At 69.2% G+C, this 16,296-nt stretch carries 17 protein-coding genes; 4 read left to right on the plus strand and 13 right to left on the minus strand.

Annotation, left to right across the window (positions count from 1 at the left end):
* Positions 1-16 precede the first annotated feature (16 nt).
* From ACYQ0J_RS04430 to ACYQ0J_RS04490, 13 genes are read right to left on the minus strand one after another with little or no spacing between them, the layout of a single operon-like run.
* The gene (locus ACYQ0J_RS04430; protein WP_460170972.1) at positions 17-703 is read right to left on the minus strand and encodes an MBL fold metallo-hydrolase; all 687 of its coding nucleotides are present in this window, start codon (positions 701-703) and stop codon (positions 17-19) included.
* A 1-nt stretch (position 704) separates the two neighbouring features.
* The gene (locus ACYQ0J_RS04435; protein WP_460170973.1) at positions 705-2,006 is read right to left on the minus strand and encodes a TRAP transporter large permease; all 1,302 of its coding nucleotides are present in this window, start codon (positions 2,004-2,006) and stop codon (positions 705-707) included.
* Positions 2,003-2,488 carry a TRAP transporter small permease gene (locus ACYQ0J_RS04440; RefSeq protein ID WP_460170974.1) on the minus strand — a complete coding sequence of 162 codons (486 nt, stop codon included), beginning with the start codon at positions 2,486-2,488 and terminating at the stop codon, positions 2,003-2,005. The genes ACYQ0J_RS04435 and ACYQ0J_RS04440 overlap by 4 nt, the downstream gene beginning before the upstream one ends.
* Positions 2,485-3,441 carry a TRAP transporter substrate-binding protein gene (locus tag ACYQ0J_RS04445; RefSeq protein WP_460170975.1) on the minus strand — a complete coding sequence of 319 codons (957 nt, stop codon included), beginning with the start codon at positions 3,439-3,441 and terminating at the stop codon, positions 2,485-2,487. Before ACYQ0J_RS04445 ends, ACYQ0J_RS04440 begins: the two co-directional genes overlap by 4 nt.
* Positions 3,442-3,465: 24 nt before the next feature.
* Positions 3,466-4,455 carry an ABC transporter substrate-binding protein gene (locus ACYQ0J_RS04450; RefSeq protein WP_460170976.1) on the minus strand — a complete coding sequence of 330 codons (990 nt, stop codon included), beginning with the start codon at positions 4,453-4,455 and terminating at the stop codon, positions 3,466-3,468.
* Positions 4,452-5,225, minus strand: a complete 774-nt coding sequence (locus tag ACYQ0J_RS04455; protein ID WP_460170977.1) for an ABC transporter permease — start codon at positions 5,223-5,225, stop codon at positions 4,452-4,454. Before ACYQ0J_RS04455 ends, ACYQ0J_RS04450 begins: the two co-directional genes overlap by 4 nt.
* Positions 5,212-5,994 (minus strand): ABC transporter ATP-binding protein, encoded by a 783-nt coding sequence (locus ACYQ0J_RS04460; RefSeq protein ID WP_460170978.1) that lies wholly within the window; start codon positions 5,992-5,994, stop codon positions 5,212-5,214. Before ACYQ0J_RS04460 ends, ACYQ0J_RS04455 begins: the two co-directional genes overlap by 14 nt.
* Positions 5,991-6,539 (minus strand): peroxidase-related enzyme, encoded by a 549-nt coding sequence (locus ACYQ0J_RS04465; protein WP_460170979.1) that lies wholly within the window; start codon positions 6,537-6,539, stop codon positions 5,991-5,993. Before ACYQ0J_RS04465 ends, ACYQ0J_RS04460 begins: the two co-directional genes overlap by 4 nt.
* Complete coding sequence (locus ACYQ0J_RS04470) at positions 6,533-7,342, minus strand: cyclase family protein (RefSeq protein ID WP_460170980.1); 810 nt, start codon at positions 7,340-7,342, stop codon at positions 6,533-6,535. The genes ACYQ0J_RS04465 and ACYQ0J_RS04470 overlap by 7 nt, the downstream gene beginning before the upstream one ends.
* Before the next feature lie 53 nt (positions 7,343-7,395).
* A complete protein-coding gene (locus ACYQ0J_RS04475) occupies positions 7,396-8,193 on the minus strand; it encodes an ABC transporter permease (RefSeq protein ID WP_460170981.1) in 798 nt (265 codons plus the stop codon).
* Positions 8,186-9,121, minus strand: a complete 936-nt coding sequence (locus ACYQ0J_RS04480; RefSeq protein ID WP_460170982.1) for an ABC transporter permease — start codon at positions 9,119-9,121, stop codon at positions 8,186-8,188. Before ACYQ0J_RS04480 ends, ACYQ0J_RS04475 begins: the two co-directional genes overlap by 8 nt.
* On the minus strand, positions 9,122-10,612 hold the full coding sequence (locus ACYQ0J_RS04485; protein WP_460170983.1) for an ABC transporter substrate-binding protein: 1,491 nt from the start codon (positions 10,610-10,612) through the stop codon (positions 9,122-9,124).
* A gap of 49 nt (positions 10,613-10,661) precedes the next feature.
* Positions 10,662-11,819, minus strand: coding sequence for a M20 family metallopeptidase (locus tag ACYQ0J_RS04490; RefSeq protein WP_460170984.1), 1,158 nt, complete (start codon positions 11,817-11,819; stop codon positions 10,662-10,664).
* A gap of 157 nt (positions 11,820-11,976) precedes the next feature.
* On the opposite strand from ACYQ0J_RS04490, the gene ACYQ0J_RS04495 reads away from it, so the two are divergent.
* From ACYQ0J_RS04495 to nikC, 4 genes are all read left to right on the plus strand, one after another.
* Entirely contained in the window at positions 11,977-12,768 is a 792-nt protein-coding gene (locus tag ACYQ0J_RS04495) for an SDR family NAD(P)-dependent oxidoreductase (RefSeq protein WP_460170985.1), read from the plus strand.
* An 85-nt stretch (positions 12,769-12,853) separates the two neighbouring features.
* The gene (locus ACYQ0J_RS04500; protein ID WP_460170986.1) at positions 12,854-14,416 is read left to right on the plus strand and encodes an ABC transporter substrate-binding protein; all 1,563 of its coding nucleotides are present in this window, start codon (positions 12,854-12,856) and stop codon (positions 14,414-14,416) included.
* A 49-nt stretch (positions 14,417-14,465) separates the two neighbouring features.
* On the plus strand, positions 14,466-15,473 hold the full coding sequence (locus ACYQ0J_RS04505; RefSeq protein ID WP_460170987.1) for an ABC transporter permease: 1,008 nt from the start codon (positions 14,466-14,468) through the stop codon (positions 15,471-15,473).
* Entirely contained in the window at positions 15,466-16,290 is an 825-nt protein-coding gene (gene nikC, locus ACYQ0J_RS04510) for a nickel transporter permease (protein ID WP_460170988.1), read from the plus strand. Before ACYQ0J_RS04505 ends, nikC begins: the two co-directional genes overlap by 8 nt.
* Positions 16,291-16,296: the final 6 nt, after the last annotated feature.

The following is a 16,296-nucleotide window of genomic DNA, read 5'->3' on the forward strand; positions in this document are numbered from 1 at the left end:
GCAACCCCCCTTCTGATCACAGCTTAAGCGCCACCTGGGTCCCGTGGGGCAGGATCACTTCCAGCCGGGCCTCGCCCTCGGGGACAAAACGGCCGCCCTCCCGGCGCAAGGGGACATCGTGGCCCGGAAAGAGTCTGGGGAAGCTCCAAAGGCGCTCCCGGCTCTTGAGGGCCGCCTCCGGGTCCAAGCAAGGGGGCGCCGGGGGACCCTCGAGGTCAAAGCGGCTCTTCACGGCATCACTTACCAAAGCGCCCACCCCTTCCACGGCGAGGCCCAGAAGCCCTGGGGTGTGGCCGGGGAGGTGGAGGAGCGCAAGCCCCTTCTCCACAAGGCCCCCCGGGACGGCCCTAAGCCGGGGGAGGACCTTGGGCAGGTGGGCGAGGCAGGCGGGGTCCAGCCTGGGGTCCTTGGCCACCCGCTCGGCGTGATGGAGTTCCGCCTCGTGGACGTAGACCTCGGCCCAAGGGAAGAGATCGGCGTTGGCCGCGTGGTCGTAGTGGAGGTGGCTTAGGACCACCGAAGCCACGTCCAACGGGGAGAAGCCCAAGGCCTCGAGGCGGCCGTAGAGCCCTTCCCGCTCCCCAAAGCCCAGGGTGTCGTAGAGCAGGAGGCGGCGGCCCACCACCAGGTAGGCGCCGGAAAGCCCCAGGTAGCCCCGGTGGCTTCTGCCCGGAAAACCGGTGTGGACGGGGACCACCTTCATCCTACCCCCCCGTCATCGTCCGGGGAAGCCAGGTGGCCATGCCGGGGAAGGCCAAGAGGAGGGCCACCATGAGGAGGAGCACCCCCATGAAGGGCAGGGCGTAGCGGGCGATGTGGAAGAGGTCCTCCCCGGTGAGAGACTGGATGACGAAGAGGTTGAAGCCCACGGGGGGCGTGATCTGGGCCAGCTCCACCATGATGACCAGGTACACCCCGAACCAGAGGGGGTCCACCCCGATGGCCTTGGCCACGGGCAGGATGACGCTGATGGTGAGGACCACGATGGAGATGCCGTCCAAGAACCAGCCCAGGACGGTGTAGACCAGGGTTAGGAAAAGGATGAGGAGCAGGGGGGTGATCCCCGCTTCCACCGCCCAGGCGGCCAGGGCCCTGGGAATGCCGGTGAAGCCCATGGCCAAGGTGAGCACCCCGGCCCCCGCCAGGATGAGGCCGATCATGCTGGTGGTGCGCACCGCCCCGAGGAGGCTTTGGCGGAAGGTATCCGGGGAAAGCTCCCGGTTTAGGGCGGCGAGGAGAAGGGCCCCCGCCACCCCGATGGCCGCCGCCTCCGTGGGGGTGGCCACCCCCAGGTAGATGGAGCCCAGGACCAAGAGGATCAGGAAGAGGACGGGAAAGACGCCGAGCAGGCTCTTCAGGGTTTCCCCGAGGGGCTTAGGGGGTTCCTGGGGGAGTTCACCCCGGTGGGCCAGGGCAAGGAGGGCCAGGAGGAGCATGAAGAGCAGGGTGAGGACCACCCCCGGCACCACCCCGGCCATGAAGAGCCGGGCCACGGAGACCTCGGCCATCACCCCGTAGACGATCATGATGACGCTGGGGGGGATGAGGAAGCCCAAGGTGCCCGCCCCCGCCAAGGAGCCCAGGGCCAAGGGCTTGGGGTAACCCCGGCGCAGGAGTTCGGGTAGGGTGAAGCGGCCCACGGTGGCGGTGGTGGCCGCCGAGGAGCCGATGACCGCGGCAAAAAGGGCGCTGGCCACCACGTTCACGTGGAGGAGCCCCCCGGGCAGGCGGGAGAGAAGGGGGCTTAAGCCTTGGAAAAGCCCCTGGGCCAGCCGGGAGCGGTAGAGGATCTCCCCCATCCAGACGAAGAGGGGCAGGGCGGCCAGGCTCCAGCCCGAGGTGCTGGTCCAAAGGGCGGTGGCCAGGTTGGGCCCCGGAGGGGCGGAGGTGAGGAAGGCGAGGCCGAAGAGGCCCACGAGGAGGAGGGCCAGGCCCACGTAGACCCCGAGGATGAGGAGCAGGAAGAGGCAGAGGACCAGGAGGAGGCCCGCCTCCAGGAAGCTCACGGCGCCACCCCCTTCAGGGCCCGGAGGAAGGCCTCGAGGAGGGCCAGGGCGAAGAAGGTGAGGCCCAGGGCCAGGAAGCTTTGGGGAAGCCAGAGGGGAAGGGGCAGGAGCCCCGGGGCCAGGTCGCCGAAGCGGTAGGTTTCCCCCACCCTAAGCCAGGCCTGAAGGCCCGCGTAAAGGGCGGTCAGGAGGCCAAGGCCAAGGCTCAGGGCCTCGGCCACGCGCCTCGGTCCCGGGGGAAGCCGCCTGAGGAGGAGCCCCACCCGGATGTGCCCCCCTGCCCGCAAGGTGGGGGCCAGGCCCAGGAAGATGAGCCCGGCGGTGGCGAAGCCCGCCATCTCCAGGGCGGAGGGCACCACGAAGCCCAGGTACCGCCCCGCCACCTGGGCCAGGATGACCAGGAGGATGAAGAGGCCCATGAGGGCGGCGAGGAGTTCGGCCAGGCGGAAGGCCACCCCCAGGGCCTTTTCCCAGAGGCTCATCGCCCGAGGTAGCGGCGGTAGACCTGGACCCCCGTGGCCCCCACCTGCCGCTGCCACTCCAGGATCATGGTCTGGCCCACCTTCTTGAGGTCGGCCATGAGGGCGGCCGAGGGCCTGGCCACCTGCATGCCCCGGGCCGCGAGGGTCTGGAGGGCCCTCTCCTCCTGCTCCTGGCTCAGGCGCCAGCCCCGCTCCTCGGCCCGCCTGGCCGCCTGGAGGAGCGCCTCCCGGTCCTGAGGGGAGAGGCTTTCAAAGGCCCGGCGCCCCACCACCACCATGTTCTTGGGAATCCAGGCCTTGAGGTCGTAGAAGTGGCGGGCGAAGTCCCAGGCCTGGCTGTCCACCCCGGTGACGGGGGAGGTGATCATGGCCTCCACGATGCCCGTGGCGAAGGCCTGGGGGATGTCCGCGGCCTCCACCTGGACCGGGTTCATGCCGAGGAGCTCCGCCAGCCGGGCGGTTGCGGGGTTATAGGCCCGGAAGCGCATGCCCTTGAGGTCCTGGGCGGTGTTCACCGGCCGCTTGGTGTACAGGCCCTGGGGGGGCCAGGGCACGGCGTAGAGGAAGGCCACGCCCCTCTGGGCCAGCCACTTCTCCACCTCGGGCCGCTGGGCCTGGTAAAGCCTCCGCGCCTCCTCGTAGCTGGTGGCCACGAAGGGGATGGAGTCCAGGTTGAAGAGGGGGTTCTCGTTGGCCAGCAAGGACATGAGAACCTCCCCTAGCTGCACCTGCCCGTTCCGCACCGCGGGCAGGATCTGCGGGTGGGGGAAGAGGGAACCCCCGGGGTGGACGGTGATCTTGACCCTGCCCCCCGTGGCCTCCTCCACCTCCTTGGCAAACTGCAGGATGTTCTGCGTGTGGAAGTTGGCCGGGGGATAAGGGGTGGCCATGTTCCAGGTCTGGGCCTGGGCCGCGCCCCAAAGCAAAAGGAACCCCAGGAAGAGCTTACGCATAAGCATTCACCTCCGGGTAACATCTTAACGCTTGGGCACCCGGTCCACGAACTCGTTGGTGTAGGTGCGCTTGAGGTCTATCCGGGCCTGGGCCACCTTGGGGTCAAAGGCCGAGAGGACCGTGAGGGGCCTTAAGGGCGCGGTGTCGCTGAACCGCCCTGTGGGGGAGAAGGACTCCAGGGAGTTGCGGAGCACCTTCAGGTAGAGGTCCCGGTCTCCCAGGAAGTACTCCTCGGGCAACACGGCGGCGATCTCCTGGGGGCTCTTTCCCTGCATCCAGCGGAGCCCGCGCACCATGGCGTTCACCAGGCGCTGGGCCGTGTCGGGGTTTTTCTCCAGCCAGGCCCTTGTGGTGTAGAGGACCGCCGCCGGGTACTCCCCGCCCAGAACCTCCCGGGTGCCCTTGGTGGAGCGGGTGTCCGCCAAGACCTTGATCAGGCCCCGTTCCTCCAGAAGGGTGATGGCGGGCTCCACGTTGGAGATGGCGTCCACCTGCTTGTTCTGCACCGCCGCCACCGCCTGGGCCCCCACGGAAACCCCGATGGCGGAGACGTCCGTGGGCTTGAGGCCGCTTTTCACCAGGAGGTAGTTCAGGAAGAAGTGCGTGGAGCTCCCGGGGGCGGTGACGCCCACCTTGCGCCCCTTTAAGTCGGCCACGCTCCTCACCTGGTCCGCCAGGTCCGAGCGCACCCCCAACACGATGGCGGGGTAGCGCCCCACCTCCACGAAGGCTACGATGTCCCGGCCCTGGGCCTGCATCTGGATGGTGTGGTCGTAGTAGCCCATGACCACCTCCACGCTTCCCCCCACCAGGGCCTGCAGGGCCCGGCTCCCCGCCTGGAGGTCCTGGATCACCACGTCCAGGCCCTCATCCTTGAAGTAGCCCAGGCGCTCCACCACGGTGAGGGGCAGGTAGACCACCGCGGTCTTTCCCCCCACGCCCAGGACCACGCGCTTTTGCGCCAAGCCGAAAGCCAGAAGGAGAACCAGGAGCCACACCCAAACGCGTTTCATCCCTCACCTCCCTCCGCCCTGGGCCGCCAGACGAGGAGCCGCTTTTCCGCCTGGCCCACCAGGGCGTCTAGGACCAGCACGAAGACCATGAGGACCACCATGCCCGCAAACACCCCCGTGGTGTCGAAGACTCCCTCCGCCTGGGCGATGAGGTAGCCGAGGCCCGCGGCGCTTCCCAGGTACTCCCCCACCACCGCCCCGATGACGGCGAAGCCGATGGAGGTCCTTAGCGAGCTGAAGATCCAGCTCGCCGCCGCGGGGAGGTAAACGTGGCGGAGGAGGTGGCCGGACCCCGCGCCCAGAAGCCTGGCGTTTTGCAGTACCACGGGGCTCACCTCCTTGACCCCCTGGTAGGTGTTGAAGAAGGCCACGAAGAAGACCAGGGTGATCCCCAGGGCCACCTTGGAGAGGAGGCCGAGGCCGAACCAGAGGGTGAAGATGGGGGCGAGGACCACCCTCGGGATGGCGTTCAGGGCCTTGATGTAGGGGTCCAGGACCGCCGCGGCCCCCGGGGCCAGGGCGAGCCACAGCCCCAAGGCCACCCCGAAGAGGGTGCCGAAGGCGAAGGCCAGGAGCATCTCCACCGTGGTCACGTAGAGGTGGGGGTAGATCTCCCCGGTGGCGAACCAGCGGAAGACCCTCTGGAAGATGTCCGAGGGCACGGAGAAGAAAAAGGGGTCAATGCGGCCCGTCCTCGAGGCCCACTCCCAGAGGACCAGGAAGGCCACCAGGAGCCCCACCTGGTAGACCCTGAGCCTAAGCCCCCGCATGGGCCCGCATCACCTCCCCCCGGAGGAGCTCCCAGATCTCCCGGTGAAGCCGCAAGAACTCCGCCGTAAGCCGGATTTCCGCCACGTCGCGGGGCCTGGGGAGGGGGATGGGGAAGTCCCCGATGGGCCTAGAGCGGGGCCCTGCGGACATCACCACCACCCGGTCGGCCAGGGCGATGGCCTCCTCCAGGTCATGGGTCACGAAGACCACGGTCTTCCGGTCCTCCTGCCAGAGCCTTAGGAGCTCGTTCTCCATGAGTTGCCGGGTCTGCACGTCCAGGGCGGAGAAGGGCTCGTCCATGAGGAGGAGCCTGGGGCCGGCGATGAGCACCTGGGCCAGGCCCACCCGCTTGCGCATTCCACCGGAAAGCTGGTGGGGGTAGTGGCGGGGGAAGCGGCCGAGGCCCACCTTTTCCAGCCAGGCCTGGGCCCTGGCCCGCGCCTCCGGCCAGGAGGTCCCGCGGAAGACCAGGGGAAGGGCCACGTTGTCCAGGGCGGTCTTCCAGGGCAGGATGGCGTCCTGCTGGAAAAGGTAGCCCGCCACGGGGTTGAGGCCCCGGAGGGGCTTCCCCTCCAGAAGCACCTCCCCCTGGCTTGGGGCGAGGAGGCCTGCGGCCACGTTCAAGAGGGTGCTCTTGCCGCAGCCCGTGGGCCCCACCAGGCTCACGAAGGCACCCTCCGCCACCTTAAGGTTCACCCCCTCCACGGCCACGTAGTCCCCGAAGGCCACGGACACGTTCCGGTACTCCAGGAAGCTTGCTTGGCTCATGCGTAGTACTCGGGGTTGGGTTTGGCGCCTATGGCGTTCAAGAGGCGGTTGGTGAAGTGGAACATGGCCGCCACCTCTGCGGCCTCGAGGATGGCCTCGTCGGAAAGGCCTACCCGCCGCAGGGGCTCCAGGTCCTTTTCCGTCATCTCGTGGGGGCGGTGGGTGACCTGGAGGGCGAAGTCCACCAGGGCCTTCATCCGCTCGGGCATCTCGGCCCGGCGGGGATTGGCGGCCAGGACCTCGGGGAGGACCGCATCCCCGGTTAGGTCCTTTAGGTACTTCTTGTGGCTTGCCGTACAGTACTCGCAGCGGTTCTCCCCGCTGATGGCGATGGCCATAGCCTCCTTTTCCTCCCGCGCCAGGAGGCCCTCCCCCCGCATGAGGGTGTCGTAGTAGCGGAACCAGAGGAGAAAGCGGGGGCTCAGGGCCAAGATCCGGGCCACGTTGGGCACGAAGCCCATCTTTTCTCGGAATTGGGCGAAAAGCGCCTGCACCTCCTCGGATAGCTCCGCCTCCTCCGGCACCCGGAGCCAGGAGATCACCATACCGCCACCGCCCGCACCGGGCCCCCCGAGGCCCCCTTGTGCTTGGGTCCTCCCACGAAGACGAGGGCGCCCGCGGGCGGCACCTGGGCCAGGTTGGCCAGGTTCTCCAGGCCGTACTTGCCCGCCCCCAGGAGGGTCACGTGGGCCCTGAAGTCCTTGGAGGGGCCGAAGTCCAGGGAGAGGGTGTCCACCCCCACCCCCACGATCTCCCGCTCCTGCACCAGGAACGCCGCCGCCTCCGGGGAAAAGCCCGGGAAGTGAAGGGTGCCGGAAGCGTCCTGGTTCAGAAAGGCCTTGGGATCCTGCCAGCGGGCCTCCCAACCGGAATGCATGGCCACCAGGGCCCCCTTGGGCAGGCGGCCATACTGGCGTTCGTAGGCCAGGAGGTCGTCCACCGTCACCTGGGCATCGGGGTCCTTGGCGGCCTTCTCGTGGATGTGGATCACCGCCAGGGGGGCGATAAGGCTCGCCACGGGGAGTTTTTCCGCGGTGAGGCCGGCTTCCGCGAAGTGGGCAGGGGCGTCCATGTGGGTGCCGGAGTGCTCCCAGAGGTCCAGGCGGTTCCCGTAGTAGCCGTTTTGCCGCACGGTGACCAAGGTGGTGATCCGCATGGGCTCGGCCCCGGGGAAGAGGGGGATCCCGGGGCCGAGCTCGTGGGTGAGGTCCACCGCCCGGCTGAAGGCCTTGCCGGGTACCTGGCCTTGGCCGAGGGCGGCCCCGGCCAGGGCCACGAGGCCCGAGGCCAGAAAGCTCCTGCGGGAAACGGAACGGGCCACGGTCTCCATCACCAGGGGGGCGCACATGTTGACCTCCTTGTCGGGGACAAGCTACCACGTCCCCGCATAACTTTGCAAGCCTAGCGCCGCGGGTCCAGGCGGTCCCGGAGGCCGTCCCCCAGGAGGTTGAAGCCCAAGACCGCCAGGGAGAGGGCGAGCCCCGGCACCAGGGCGGGCCAGGGGGAGAGGGGGAGGAAGCTCTGCGCCTCCCGGAGCATCCGTCCGAGGCTGGGCTCTGGCGGCTGGGTTCCCAGGCCCAGGTAGGAGAGGGCGGCCTCGGCCAGGAGGGCGGCGGCAAAGGCCAGGCTCGCCTGGACCAAGAGGGGGCCCAGGAGGTTGGGGAGGAGGTGGCGGAGGACCACCCGGGAAGGGGAAGCCCCGAGGGCCAGGGCCGCCTCCACGAAGGGGGCCCCCTTCAGGCCCATGGCCCCGGCCCGGGCCACCCGGAAGAAGGCGGGGACCAGGGAGAGCCCCACGGCCAGCATGCTGCTCACCGCCCCGGGGCCCATGAGGGCGGCGAAGAGGAGGGCGAGGAGGAGCCCGGGAAGGGCGTAGAGAGTTTCCATGAAAAGGCTTAAGGCCCCGTCCCAAAGCCCCCCCAGGTACCCGGCCAAAAGGCCCAGGGCTACCCCCAGGGAAAAGCCGACCCCTACGGCGAGGCTCCCCACCAGGAGGGCGTTTTTCGCCCCGTGGAGCACCCGGGCGAGGAGGTCCCGGCCCAAAGGGTCGGTCCCCAGGGGATGGGCGGGGGAGGGGGGGCTTAGGCGGTGGAGGAAGTCCGGGGCGTTGGGGTCCACGGGGTAGACGAGGGCGAGGAGGGCCATGGCCAGAAAGAGGCCCGCCAGGAAGGCTCCCACGCGGAGGCTCGGGCTACGCATACTCTACCCTCGGGTCCAAGAAGCCGTAGAGGAGGTCCACCGCCAGGTTGAAGAGGACGATGAGGGCCGCCATGACCAGGACCAGGCCCTGGAGCAGGGGGTAGTCGCGGGCCTCCAGGGCGGTGAGGGCCAGGCTCCCGAGCCCGGGCAGGGCGAAGACCGCCTCCACCACCACCGCCCCCGTGAGAAGAAACCCGCCCTCGAGGCCCAAGACGGTGACCAAAGGAAGGCTTGCGGGCCTCAGGGCGTGCTTGAGGAGAACCCACCCCTCCGGCACCCCCTTGGCCCGGGCGGTGCGGATGTAGTCCTGGCTCATGACCTCCAGGAGGCTCCCCCGGGCCATGCGGAAGAGGATGGCCGCCCGGGAGAGGGCCAGGGTCAGGGCGGGGAGGAGGAGGTGGCGGAGGGCCTCCAGGGGCTCCTTAAACCCGGGGAAGCCGCTGGCCGGGAGGAGGGGAAGATGCACCGCCAGGGCGTAGAGGAGGACCACCCCCAGGAAAAAGGTGGGCACCGACTGCAAGAAGGCCATGAGGCCGCTTAGGGCGAGGTCCACCGGGGCGGAGCGCACCGCCCAAAGGGCCAGGGGCAAGGCGAAGAGGAGCGCCCCCCCGAGCCCCAGGAGGACCAGGGCTAAGGTGAGGGGGAGCCTTTCCCCCACCAGGTCGGCCACGGGCTTCCCGTAGCGGATGGACTCCCCCAGGTCCAGGCGCAAGGCCCCCGAGAGCCAGTGCCCGTAGCGCTCCAGGGGGGGCTTGTCCAGGCCCAGGGAGCGTTCCAGGGCCGAGCGGGCCTCGGGGGAGGCCTCGAGGCCCAGGATGGCCTGCACCGGATCCCCAGGAAGGAAGAGGAGGAAGGCGAAGACCAGGCTGGAGGCGAGCCATAGGGTGAGGAGGGCCAGGAGGAGCCGCCTTAGGAGGAAGCCTCGCATCTAACGGCCCAAGTAGACCCGGGTCACGTTGAGGCTCGGGGTGGGCTGGTTCTGCCACCAGCCCATCACCTCCTTCCGCATGGCGGCGAGGTAGGGGGCGTTCATCACCCAGAGGTTCACCGCGTCCTGGGCCAGGAGGCGCTGCATCTCCTTCATGATCTCGCAGGCCTTCTTCGGGTCTGGGGTGCGCAGGTATTGGGTGTAGAGCTCCCGGAACCTGGGGGAGTCGTAGCGGAAGTAGTAGCCCGGGTTGGCGTAGATGCCGATGTCGTGGGGTTCGGAGTGGCCGATGATGGTCATCTGGTAGTCCGCCCCCCTAAAGACCCGGGAGAGCCAGGTGGCCCACTCCACCACCTCCAGCCGGGCCTGGACGCCGATCTGGGAGAGCTGGGCGGCGATGGCCTCCCCGAGCCGCCTCTCGTAAGGGTAAGGGGCGGCCAGGGTGAAGGTGAAGCGCAAGGGGTTGCCGGGCCCATACCCCGCTTCTTGCAATAGGGCCCGGGCCCGGTTGGGGTCGTAGGGGTAGAGGCCCGAGAGGTCCACGTAGCAGCTTTCCCCGGGGGAGCGGTGGCTGCCGATGGGGGTGCCGTAGCCCAGCATCACCCCCTCCACCAGGGCCTTTTTGTCCACCGCGTGCTGGATGGCCCGGCGCACCCGGAGGTCGTTGAAGGGGGGGCGGCTGTTGTTCATGCCCACGGTGATCTCGGTGGTGGTGAAGCCCGTGACCACCTTGAAGCCTGGGTCCCTCTGGAGCACCAGGGCGTTTTCCGGACTCACCCCTAGGCCGATCACCTGGATGTCCCCGGCCCGCAGGGCGGCGAGCTGGGCGTTTTGGTCGGGGAGGAAGCGGAAGAAGACCCGGTCCAGGTAGGGGAGGCCGGGCTCGTAGTAGCCGTCAAACCGCTCCAGCCTCACCCCCACGCCCCTCTCCCAGGCCACGAAGCGGAAGGGCCCGGTGCCGATGGGGTGGGTTTTCTGCTCCTCTACCCGCCCCTTGGGCCCGATCACCGAGTCGGGCCGGGCCAGGTTGAAGAGGAAGTCCTGGTTCGGCTGGCGCAGGCGGAAGACCACGGTGTAGGGGTCCTTGGCCTCCACGCTCTGGATGTCCCGGTAGTACTCGGGGTGGGTGTGGCCGGACCTGGGGTCGCGGGCGCGGTTGAACTTGAAGACTACGTCCTCGGCGGTGAAGGGGCTACCGTTGTGGAAGCGCACCCCCCGGCGCAGGTAGAAGGTCCAGGTGAGGCTGGAGGGGCTTCCCTGCCAGCGCTCCGCCAAGGCGGGGACGATCTCCCCCTTCTCGTTGAACTTCACCAGCCCCTGGAGGACGTTGTCGTAAAGCATTCGCGGGATCTCCTGGCTGGTGGAGGCCGTGGGGTCAAGGACCGGGGGCTCGGCCAGGATGGCCACCCTAAGCTCCCCGCCCCGGGTCTGGGCCAGGCCAGGGGTGAGGCTCAGGGCCACAAGGAGCGTCAGGACCAACCGCTTGCCCATGGGAAACCTCCTTATTTCTCCATAGTAAACCGGCGGGGGGGCCAAGCCCTCACGCCAGGTACAGCGCCGCCAGGGCGGCGTAGACCCGGGCCGCCAAGACCACCTCTCCCAGGTCCACCCACTCGTCCGCCTGGTGGGGGAGGGTCTTCCGGCCGGGGCCCATCACCACCACGGGAAGCCCGGCCCAGGCCCTTAGGAAGGTGCCGTCCGTGGCTCCCGGTACCCCGCCGTGCCGCACGGGTTGGCCCAGGAGCCTCAGGGCCTCCTCCGCCGCCTGGACCAGGGGATCCTCCTTGGGGGTGGCCACGGGGGGGCGGTCCTCCAGGACCTCCGCCCTGACCCCGGCGAGGGCGGCGACCTCCGCCACGAGGCCCGCGTGGTCCATCCCCGGGGTGGTGCGCACGTCCAGGGCCAGCTCCGCCTCGGCGGGGATCACGTTGAGCTGGCCCTCGCCTGCGGTGGCCAGGAAGCGAGTGGGCGTGAGGAAGGGAGGGCCCAGGTAAGGGTGGGAAAAGGTTGCCTGGAGCCTTTCTTCTAGATCCCGGAGCGCCCCCACGAAACGGGCCGCCTTGGGGATGGGGTTCTCCCCGGCGTAGGGCATGGCCCCGTGGGCCATCTTCCCGGGGAAGCGAAGCCTGAGGCGGAGGGCCCCCTTCTGCCAGAGGCAGACCTCCATCTCCTCGGGTTCGGCCACCAAGGCCCCCCGGAAGCCCTGGGCGAGGCCCGCCCTCACGAAGGCCTTGACCCCCAGCATCATCCCCTCCTCGTCCGCCAGGGCGGCGAGCCTTAGGGGGCGGGGAAGCCGGCCGAAGGCCCGTTTCACGGCGAGGAGGGCTCCCACCAGGGCGGCGAGCCCCCCCTTCATGTCGCAGGCGCCCCGGCCGTAAAGCCGCCCCCCTTCCACCACGCCCCCATAGGGCGGGTAGCGCCACAGGGCCTCGTCCCCCGGGGTCACCACGTCCGTGTGCCCCTCCAGGAGGAGCCCCCCTTCCCCCTCCCCCAGGTCCGCCACCAGGTTGGGCCTTCCCGGGGCCGCCTCCTGGCGGAAGGGCTTAAGGCCCCGCTCCCTTAGGTACGCCTCCAGGAAGGCCACGACCCCTTCCTCGCCCGGGCCTGGGTAGTGGCTTGGAATCCGCACCAAGGCCTGCAGGAGGTCCACCACCTCCTTCTCCTCCACCGCCTCCGCCGCCAAAAGGGCCCGGCTCACCCCATCGCCCCCTTTCCTTCGGGTGCCCCCTAGTGGCCGCCTTGGGCAAGTCCCCTCGCCCCCCGTGCCCAGGCTTCCCCCTTGGGCCCATTCTTCCCCTTTCTGGCCAGGCGGGGCAAGCCCCGGGCCACAGGGCTTAGAATGGGGGAGATCGCCTATGGAATACAGGAGGCTCTTAGAGCTCGGGGGACAGGTGGCTTTGGTGGTGGGGGCGGCCTCGGGGATCGGCAGGGCTTCCGCGGAGGCCCTGGCCGCCTTCGGGGCCAAGGTGGTGCTGGCCGACCGGGACGAGGGGGGCCTGGAGGAGGCGTTGCGGGCCATCCGCGCCCAAGGGGGGGTGGCGGAGGCCCACCCCTTGGACCTCGCGGAGAAAGGGGCGGCGGAGGCCTTGGTGGCGGAGGTGCACCGGACCCACGGCCGCTTGGACACCCTGGTTTCCACCCCGGCCATCAACGTGCGCAAGCCCCTCTTGGACTACAGCGACGAGGAGGTGGACCGGGTGGTGGACCTGAACCTCAAGGGCACCCTCCGGCTCCTGCGGGCGGGCGGACGGGTGATGCGGGCGCAGAGAGGGGGTAGTCTCATCGCCTTTGCCTCCATCCGGGCCCTGGTGGTGGAGCCGGGCCAGGGCGTCTACGCGGCCACCAAGGCGGGCATCCTGCAGCTCATGCGGGCCCTAGCGGCGGAGCTCGGCCCCTACGGGGTGCGGGCCAACGCCGTGGCCCCTGGCCCCATAGAGACACCCCTCACCGCCCCCATCAAGGCGCGGCCGGAATGGTACCGGGCGTACGCGGAGAAGACTGCCCTCCTGCGCTGGGGCAGGCCGGAGGAGGTGGCCATGGCCGTGGTCTTCCTGGCTTCCCCCGCTTCCAGCTACGTCACGGGCACCCTCTTTCTGGTGGACGGGGGCTGGACCGCGGTGGACGGGCGGTTTACGCCGCCCCTCTAAGGCCCTGCTGGGACCGTTGGCCGGGAGGACGGTGTTGACCGGGGCCGGGGAGGTCCCGTAGGCTGGAGCGGAAAGGGGGAAGCTTATGAAGCGGTGGCTCTTGTGGGTGTTGGCCTTCTTGGGTTTGGCTTGGGCCCAGGACCGGACGCAGGTCCTGGTCTATGGGGGGGATTGGACGGACCTCATCACCCTGGACCCGCAGGTGGTCTACGAGTTCAGCGGGGTGATGATCGCGGACAACCTCTACGAGACCCTGGTGCGCTTTGAGGGCAACGACCTCGCCACCTTGCGCCCGGGCTTGGCGGAGAGCTGGAAGGTGGAGAGGGGGGCCGCCGACTGGATCCTCACCTTTAAGCTGCGCCGGGGAAGCAAGTTCTCCACCGGGCGGGAGGTGACGGCCAAGGACGTGGTCTTCAGCTTTGAGCGGGCCCTGGCCCTAAAGGGCCCCGGGTCCTTCCTCTTCACCGAGATCGCCCAGCTCAAGCCCGGGGCCACCAAGGCCCTGGACCCCTACACGGTGGAGGTGCGCATCCCCAAGACGGCCTCGCCCCAGTCCTTCCTCTCCATCCTCACCTTCACCATCGGGGGCATCGTGGACTCGGAGGAGGTCCAGAAGAACGCCAAGGGGGGAGACTTCGGCAAGGATTTCCTCACCAACAACTCCGCGGGGTCTGGCCCCTACCGCCTGGTGCGTTGGGACCGGGGCAACCAGGTGATCCTCGAGGCCAACCCCCACGCCCGGGTGAAGCCCAAGATCCCCCGGGTGGTGCTGCGCTACATCCAGGAGCCCGCGGTGCTCCGCACGGCCCTGGAATCCGGGGAGATTGACGTGGCCGAGGGGCTTACCCCCGAGGGCCTGAAGGCCATCGCCAACAACCCGCGTTTCAAGGTGGTGCGGGCGGAGACCCTGCGCCTCCAGTACCTGGGTATGAGCCTGAAGCAGGGGAGCCCCTTCGCCCATCCCAAGGTCCGGGAGGCGGTGCGGTATGCGGTGAACCAGGACGAGCTCATCCAGGGGCTTCTCCAGGGGAACGCGGTGAAGATCCAGACCTTCATCCCCAAGGGCTTGCTGGGCCACAACCCCATCACCCCCTACCGGTACGATCCCGCCCGGGCCAAGAGGCTTCTGGCGGAGGCGGGGTACCCCCAGGGCCTGGAGTTCGAGCTCCTCACCAGCACCGGCATCTGCGGTGGGGGGGTGCCCTGCCCCGACGTGGCCGCCAAGCTCCAGGCTGACATGGCCAAGGCGGGGCTTAGGGCCAGGATCCGGGCCATCGCCAACGCCGAGGTGCTCAACATCTACCGGGCCCAGAACCACCAGATGGTCCTGGCGGGCTGGAGCCCCGACTTCCCCGACCCCGACGGCAACGCCACCCCCTGGGCGGACTACGCCGCCCGCTCCTTGGCCTGGCGCAACAGCTACAACGATGAGGTGGCCGCCAAGCTGGCCCGGCAGGCGGCCCTCGAGGCCGACCCCGAGAAGCGCAAGGCCCTCTACAAGGTGCTCACGGAAAAGGTTCTCCGGGAGGGCCCCTACGTGGTCCTCTACCAGCCCGCCCTCCCCATCGGCCTCTCGGCTAAGGTGGAGGGCTTCCTGAAGAACCCCATGATGTCGGTACCCCTTTGGCAGGTGAGCAAGCAGCCCTAGCCCCTTGGGGTATAGTGAGGCCCGTGGCCGGAGGCGGCGGGCCTTTTCTATGGGCGCCTATATCCTGAGAAGGCTCTTCATGGTGCTCTTCGTGGGGGTGGGCATCACCTTCATCACCTTCCTCATCGCCCAGGTCATCCCCATTGACCCGGCGGCGGCGGCCCTGGGAGAAAACGCCCGGGAGGAGCAGATCCGGGAGTTCCGGGAGCGCTATGGCCTGGACAAGCCCGTCCTCGTCCAGTACGCCCTCTACTTGGGGCGGCTTTTGCAGCTGGACCTGGGGCGTTCCCTGCGCACCGGGAGGCCCGTGGCCGAGGACCTCAAGGAGTTCTTCCCGGCCACCTTGGAACTGGCCCTGGCCGCCTTTGTGGTGGCGGTCCTTCTGGGCCTCCCTGCCGGGGTCTGGGCGGCCCTCCGGCAGAACCGCTTGCCCGACCTCCTGGTCCGCCTGATGGCCCTCCTCTTGGGCTCCACCCCCGTCTTCTTCCTGGCCATCCTGCTCCTGGACCTGTTCCACCGCAGGCTCGGGCTTCTGCCCGGCCCCGGGCGGTTGGACCCCTACCTCATCCCCCCACCCCCCGTTACGGGCCTCACCACCCTGGATGCCCTCCTGGCCGGGGACTGTGGCGCCTTTCAGGATGCCCTCTCCCACCTTCTCCTTCCCGCCTTTGTGCTGGGCTCGGCCTCCGCGGCCCTTCTGGCCCGCATGGTGCGGGCGGCCATGCTGGAGGTCCTGTCCCAGGACTACGTGCGCACCGCCTGGGCCAAGGGCCTCTCCGAGGGCCAGGTGATCCTGCGCCACGCCCTGAAGAACGCGGCCCTTCCTGTCCTCACCCTCTTGGGGAGCCTTATGGGGGGGTTGCTCTCGGGGGCGGTGCTTACGGAGACCATCTTCTCCTGGCCCGGCCTCGGCCGCTACGTGACCCAGTCCGCCACCAGCCTGGACTTCCCCGCGGTCATGGGGGTTACCCTCCTGGTGGGGGTGGTCTACTCCCTCCTGAACCTGGTGGTGGACCTGCTTTACGCCCTCTTGGATCCGAGGATCCGGTATGCGTAAGCTCCTGCGCCGCTTCTTTCGCAACCCCGGGGCGGTCTTGGGCCTTGGCCTCCTCGGCCTGCTCCTCCTTCTGGCCCTGTGGGGCCCGGCCGTGGCGGGGGACCCCCTGGAGCAAGACCTTTCCCAGCGGCTGAGGCCTCCGGGGCCCGGGCACCCCCTGGGCACCGACCAACTCGGCCGGGATGTCTGGGCCCGGGTGGTGCACGGGGCCAGGATCAGCCTTGGGGTAGGCTTCGGCGTGGTCCTCTTGGCGGGCCTCCTGGGCACGGCGGTGGGCCTTTTGGCGGGCGGGCTTGGCGGAAGGTGGGACAACCTCCTCATGCGCCTCACCGACGTCTTCTTCGCTTTCCCCTCCCTCATCTTGGCCATGGCCATCGCCGCCGCCTTGGGTCCCAACCTGACCAACACCATCTTGGCGGTGGCCCTGGTCACCTGGCCCATCTACGCCCGGCTGGTGCGGGCCCAGGTGCTGGCCCTGAGGGAGCGGGAGTTCGTGGAGGCGGCCCGGGCCTTGGGGGTGGGGGAGGGGAGGATCCTCCTCCGGCACCTTTTGCCGAACGCCCTCACCCCCGTTCTGGTCCAGGCCAGCTACGAGGTGGGGGCGGCCATCCTCACCGCGGCGGGGCTCTCCTTCATCGGCTTCGGGGCCCAGCCCCCCACCCCGGAGTGGGGGGCCATGGTGGCGGAAACCCGCAACTACATGGCCGAGGCCCCTTGGGCGGCCTCGGCCCCTGCGGTGGGCATCCTTATCACGGTGCTGGCCTTCAACCTCCTGGGGGACGGGCTTAGGGACGTGCTTGACCCCAGGGGGCGCTAGGGCGGC

It is taken from the genome of Thermus sp. FJN-A (genome assembly GCF_054655095.1).

Excerpts from the sequence above, each read along its gene's own strand:
- ACYQ0J_RS04485 (WP_460170983.1), bottom strand. The coding sequence starts at position 10,612 with ATGGGCAAGCGGTTGGTCCTGACGCTCCTTGTGGCCCTGAGCCTCACC.
- ACYQ0J_RS04480 (WP_460170982.1), bottom strand. The coding sequence starts at position 9,121 with ATGCGAGGCTTCCTCCTAAGGCGGCTCCTCCTGGCCCTCCTCACCCTA.
- ACYQ0J_RS04440 (WP_460170974.1), bottom strand. The coding sequence starts at position 2,488 with ATGAGCCTCTGGGAAAAGGCCCTGGGGGTGGCCTTCCGCCTGGCCGAA.
- ACYQ0J_RS04465 (WP_460170979.1), bottom strand. The coding sequence starts at position 6,539 with ATGGTGATCTCCTGGCTCCGGGTGCCGGAGGAGGCGGAGCTATCCGAG.
- ACYQ0J_RS04450 (WP_460170976.1), bottom strand. The coding sequence starts at position 4,455 with ATGAAACGCGTTTGGGTGTGGCTCCTGGTTCTCCTTCTGGCTTTCGGC.
- ACYQ0J_RS04475 (WP_460170981.1), bottom strand. The coding sequence starts at position 8,193 with ATGCGTAGCCCGAGCCTCCGCGTGGGAGCCTTCCTGGCGGGCCTCTTT.
- ACYQ0J_RS04445 (WP_460170975.1), bottom strand. The coding sequence starts at position 3,441 with ATGCGTAAGCTCTTCCTGGGGTTCCTTTTGCTTTGGGGCGCGGCCCAG.
- ACYQ0J_RS04470 (WP_460170980.1), bottom strand. The coding sequence starts at position 7,342 with ATGTGCGCCCCCCTGGTGATGGAGACCGTGGCCCGTTCCGTTTCCCGC.
- ACYQ0J_RS04460 (WP_460170978.1), bottom strand. The coding sequence starts at position 5,994 with ATGAGCCAAGCAAGCTTCCTGGAGTACCGGAACGTGTCCGTGGCCTTC.
- ACYQ0J_RS04505 (WP_460170987.1), top strand. The coding sequence starts at position 14,466 with ATGGGCGCCTATATCCTGAGAAGGCTCTTCATGGTGCTCTTCGTGGGG.
- nikC (WP_460170988.1), top strand. The coding sequence starts at position 15,466 with ATGCGTAAGCTCCTGCGCCGCTTCTTTCGCAACCCCGGGGCGGTCTTG.
- ACYQ0J_RS04500 (WP_460170986.1), top strand. The coding sequence starts at position 12,854 with ATGAAGCGGTGGCTCTTGTGGGTGTTGGCCTTCTTGGGTTTGGCTTGG.
- ACYQ0J_RS04430 (WP_460170972.1), bottom strand. The coding sequence starts at position 703 with ATGAAGGTGGTCCCCGTCCACACCGGTTTTCCGGGCAGAAGCCACCGG.
- ACYQ0J_RS04455 (WP_460170977.1), bottom strand. The coding sequence starts at position 5,225 with ATGCGGGGGCTTAGGCTCAGGGTCTACCAGGTGGGGCTCCTGGTGGCC.
- ACYQ0J_RS04495 (WP_460170985.1), top strand. The coding sequence starts at position 11,977 with ATGGAATACAGGAGGCTCTTAGAGCTCGGGGGACAGGTGGCTTTGGTG.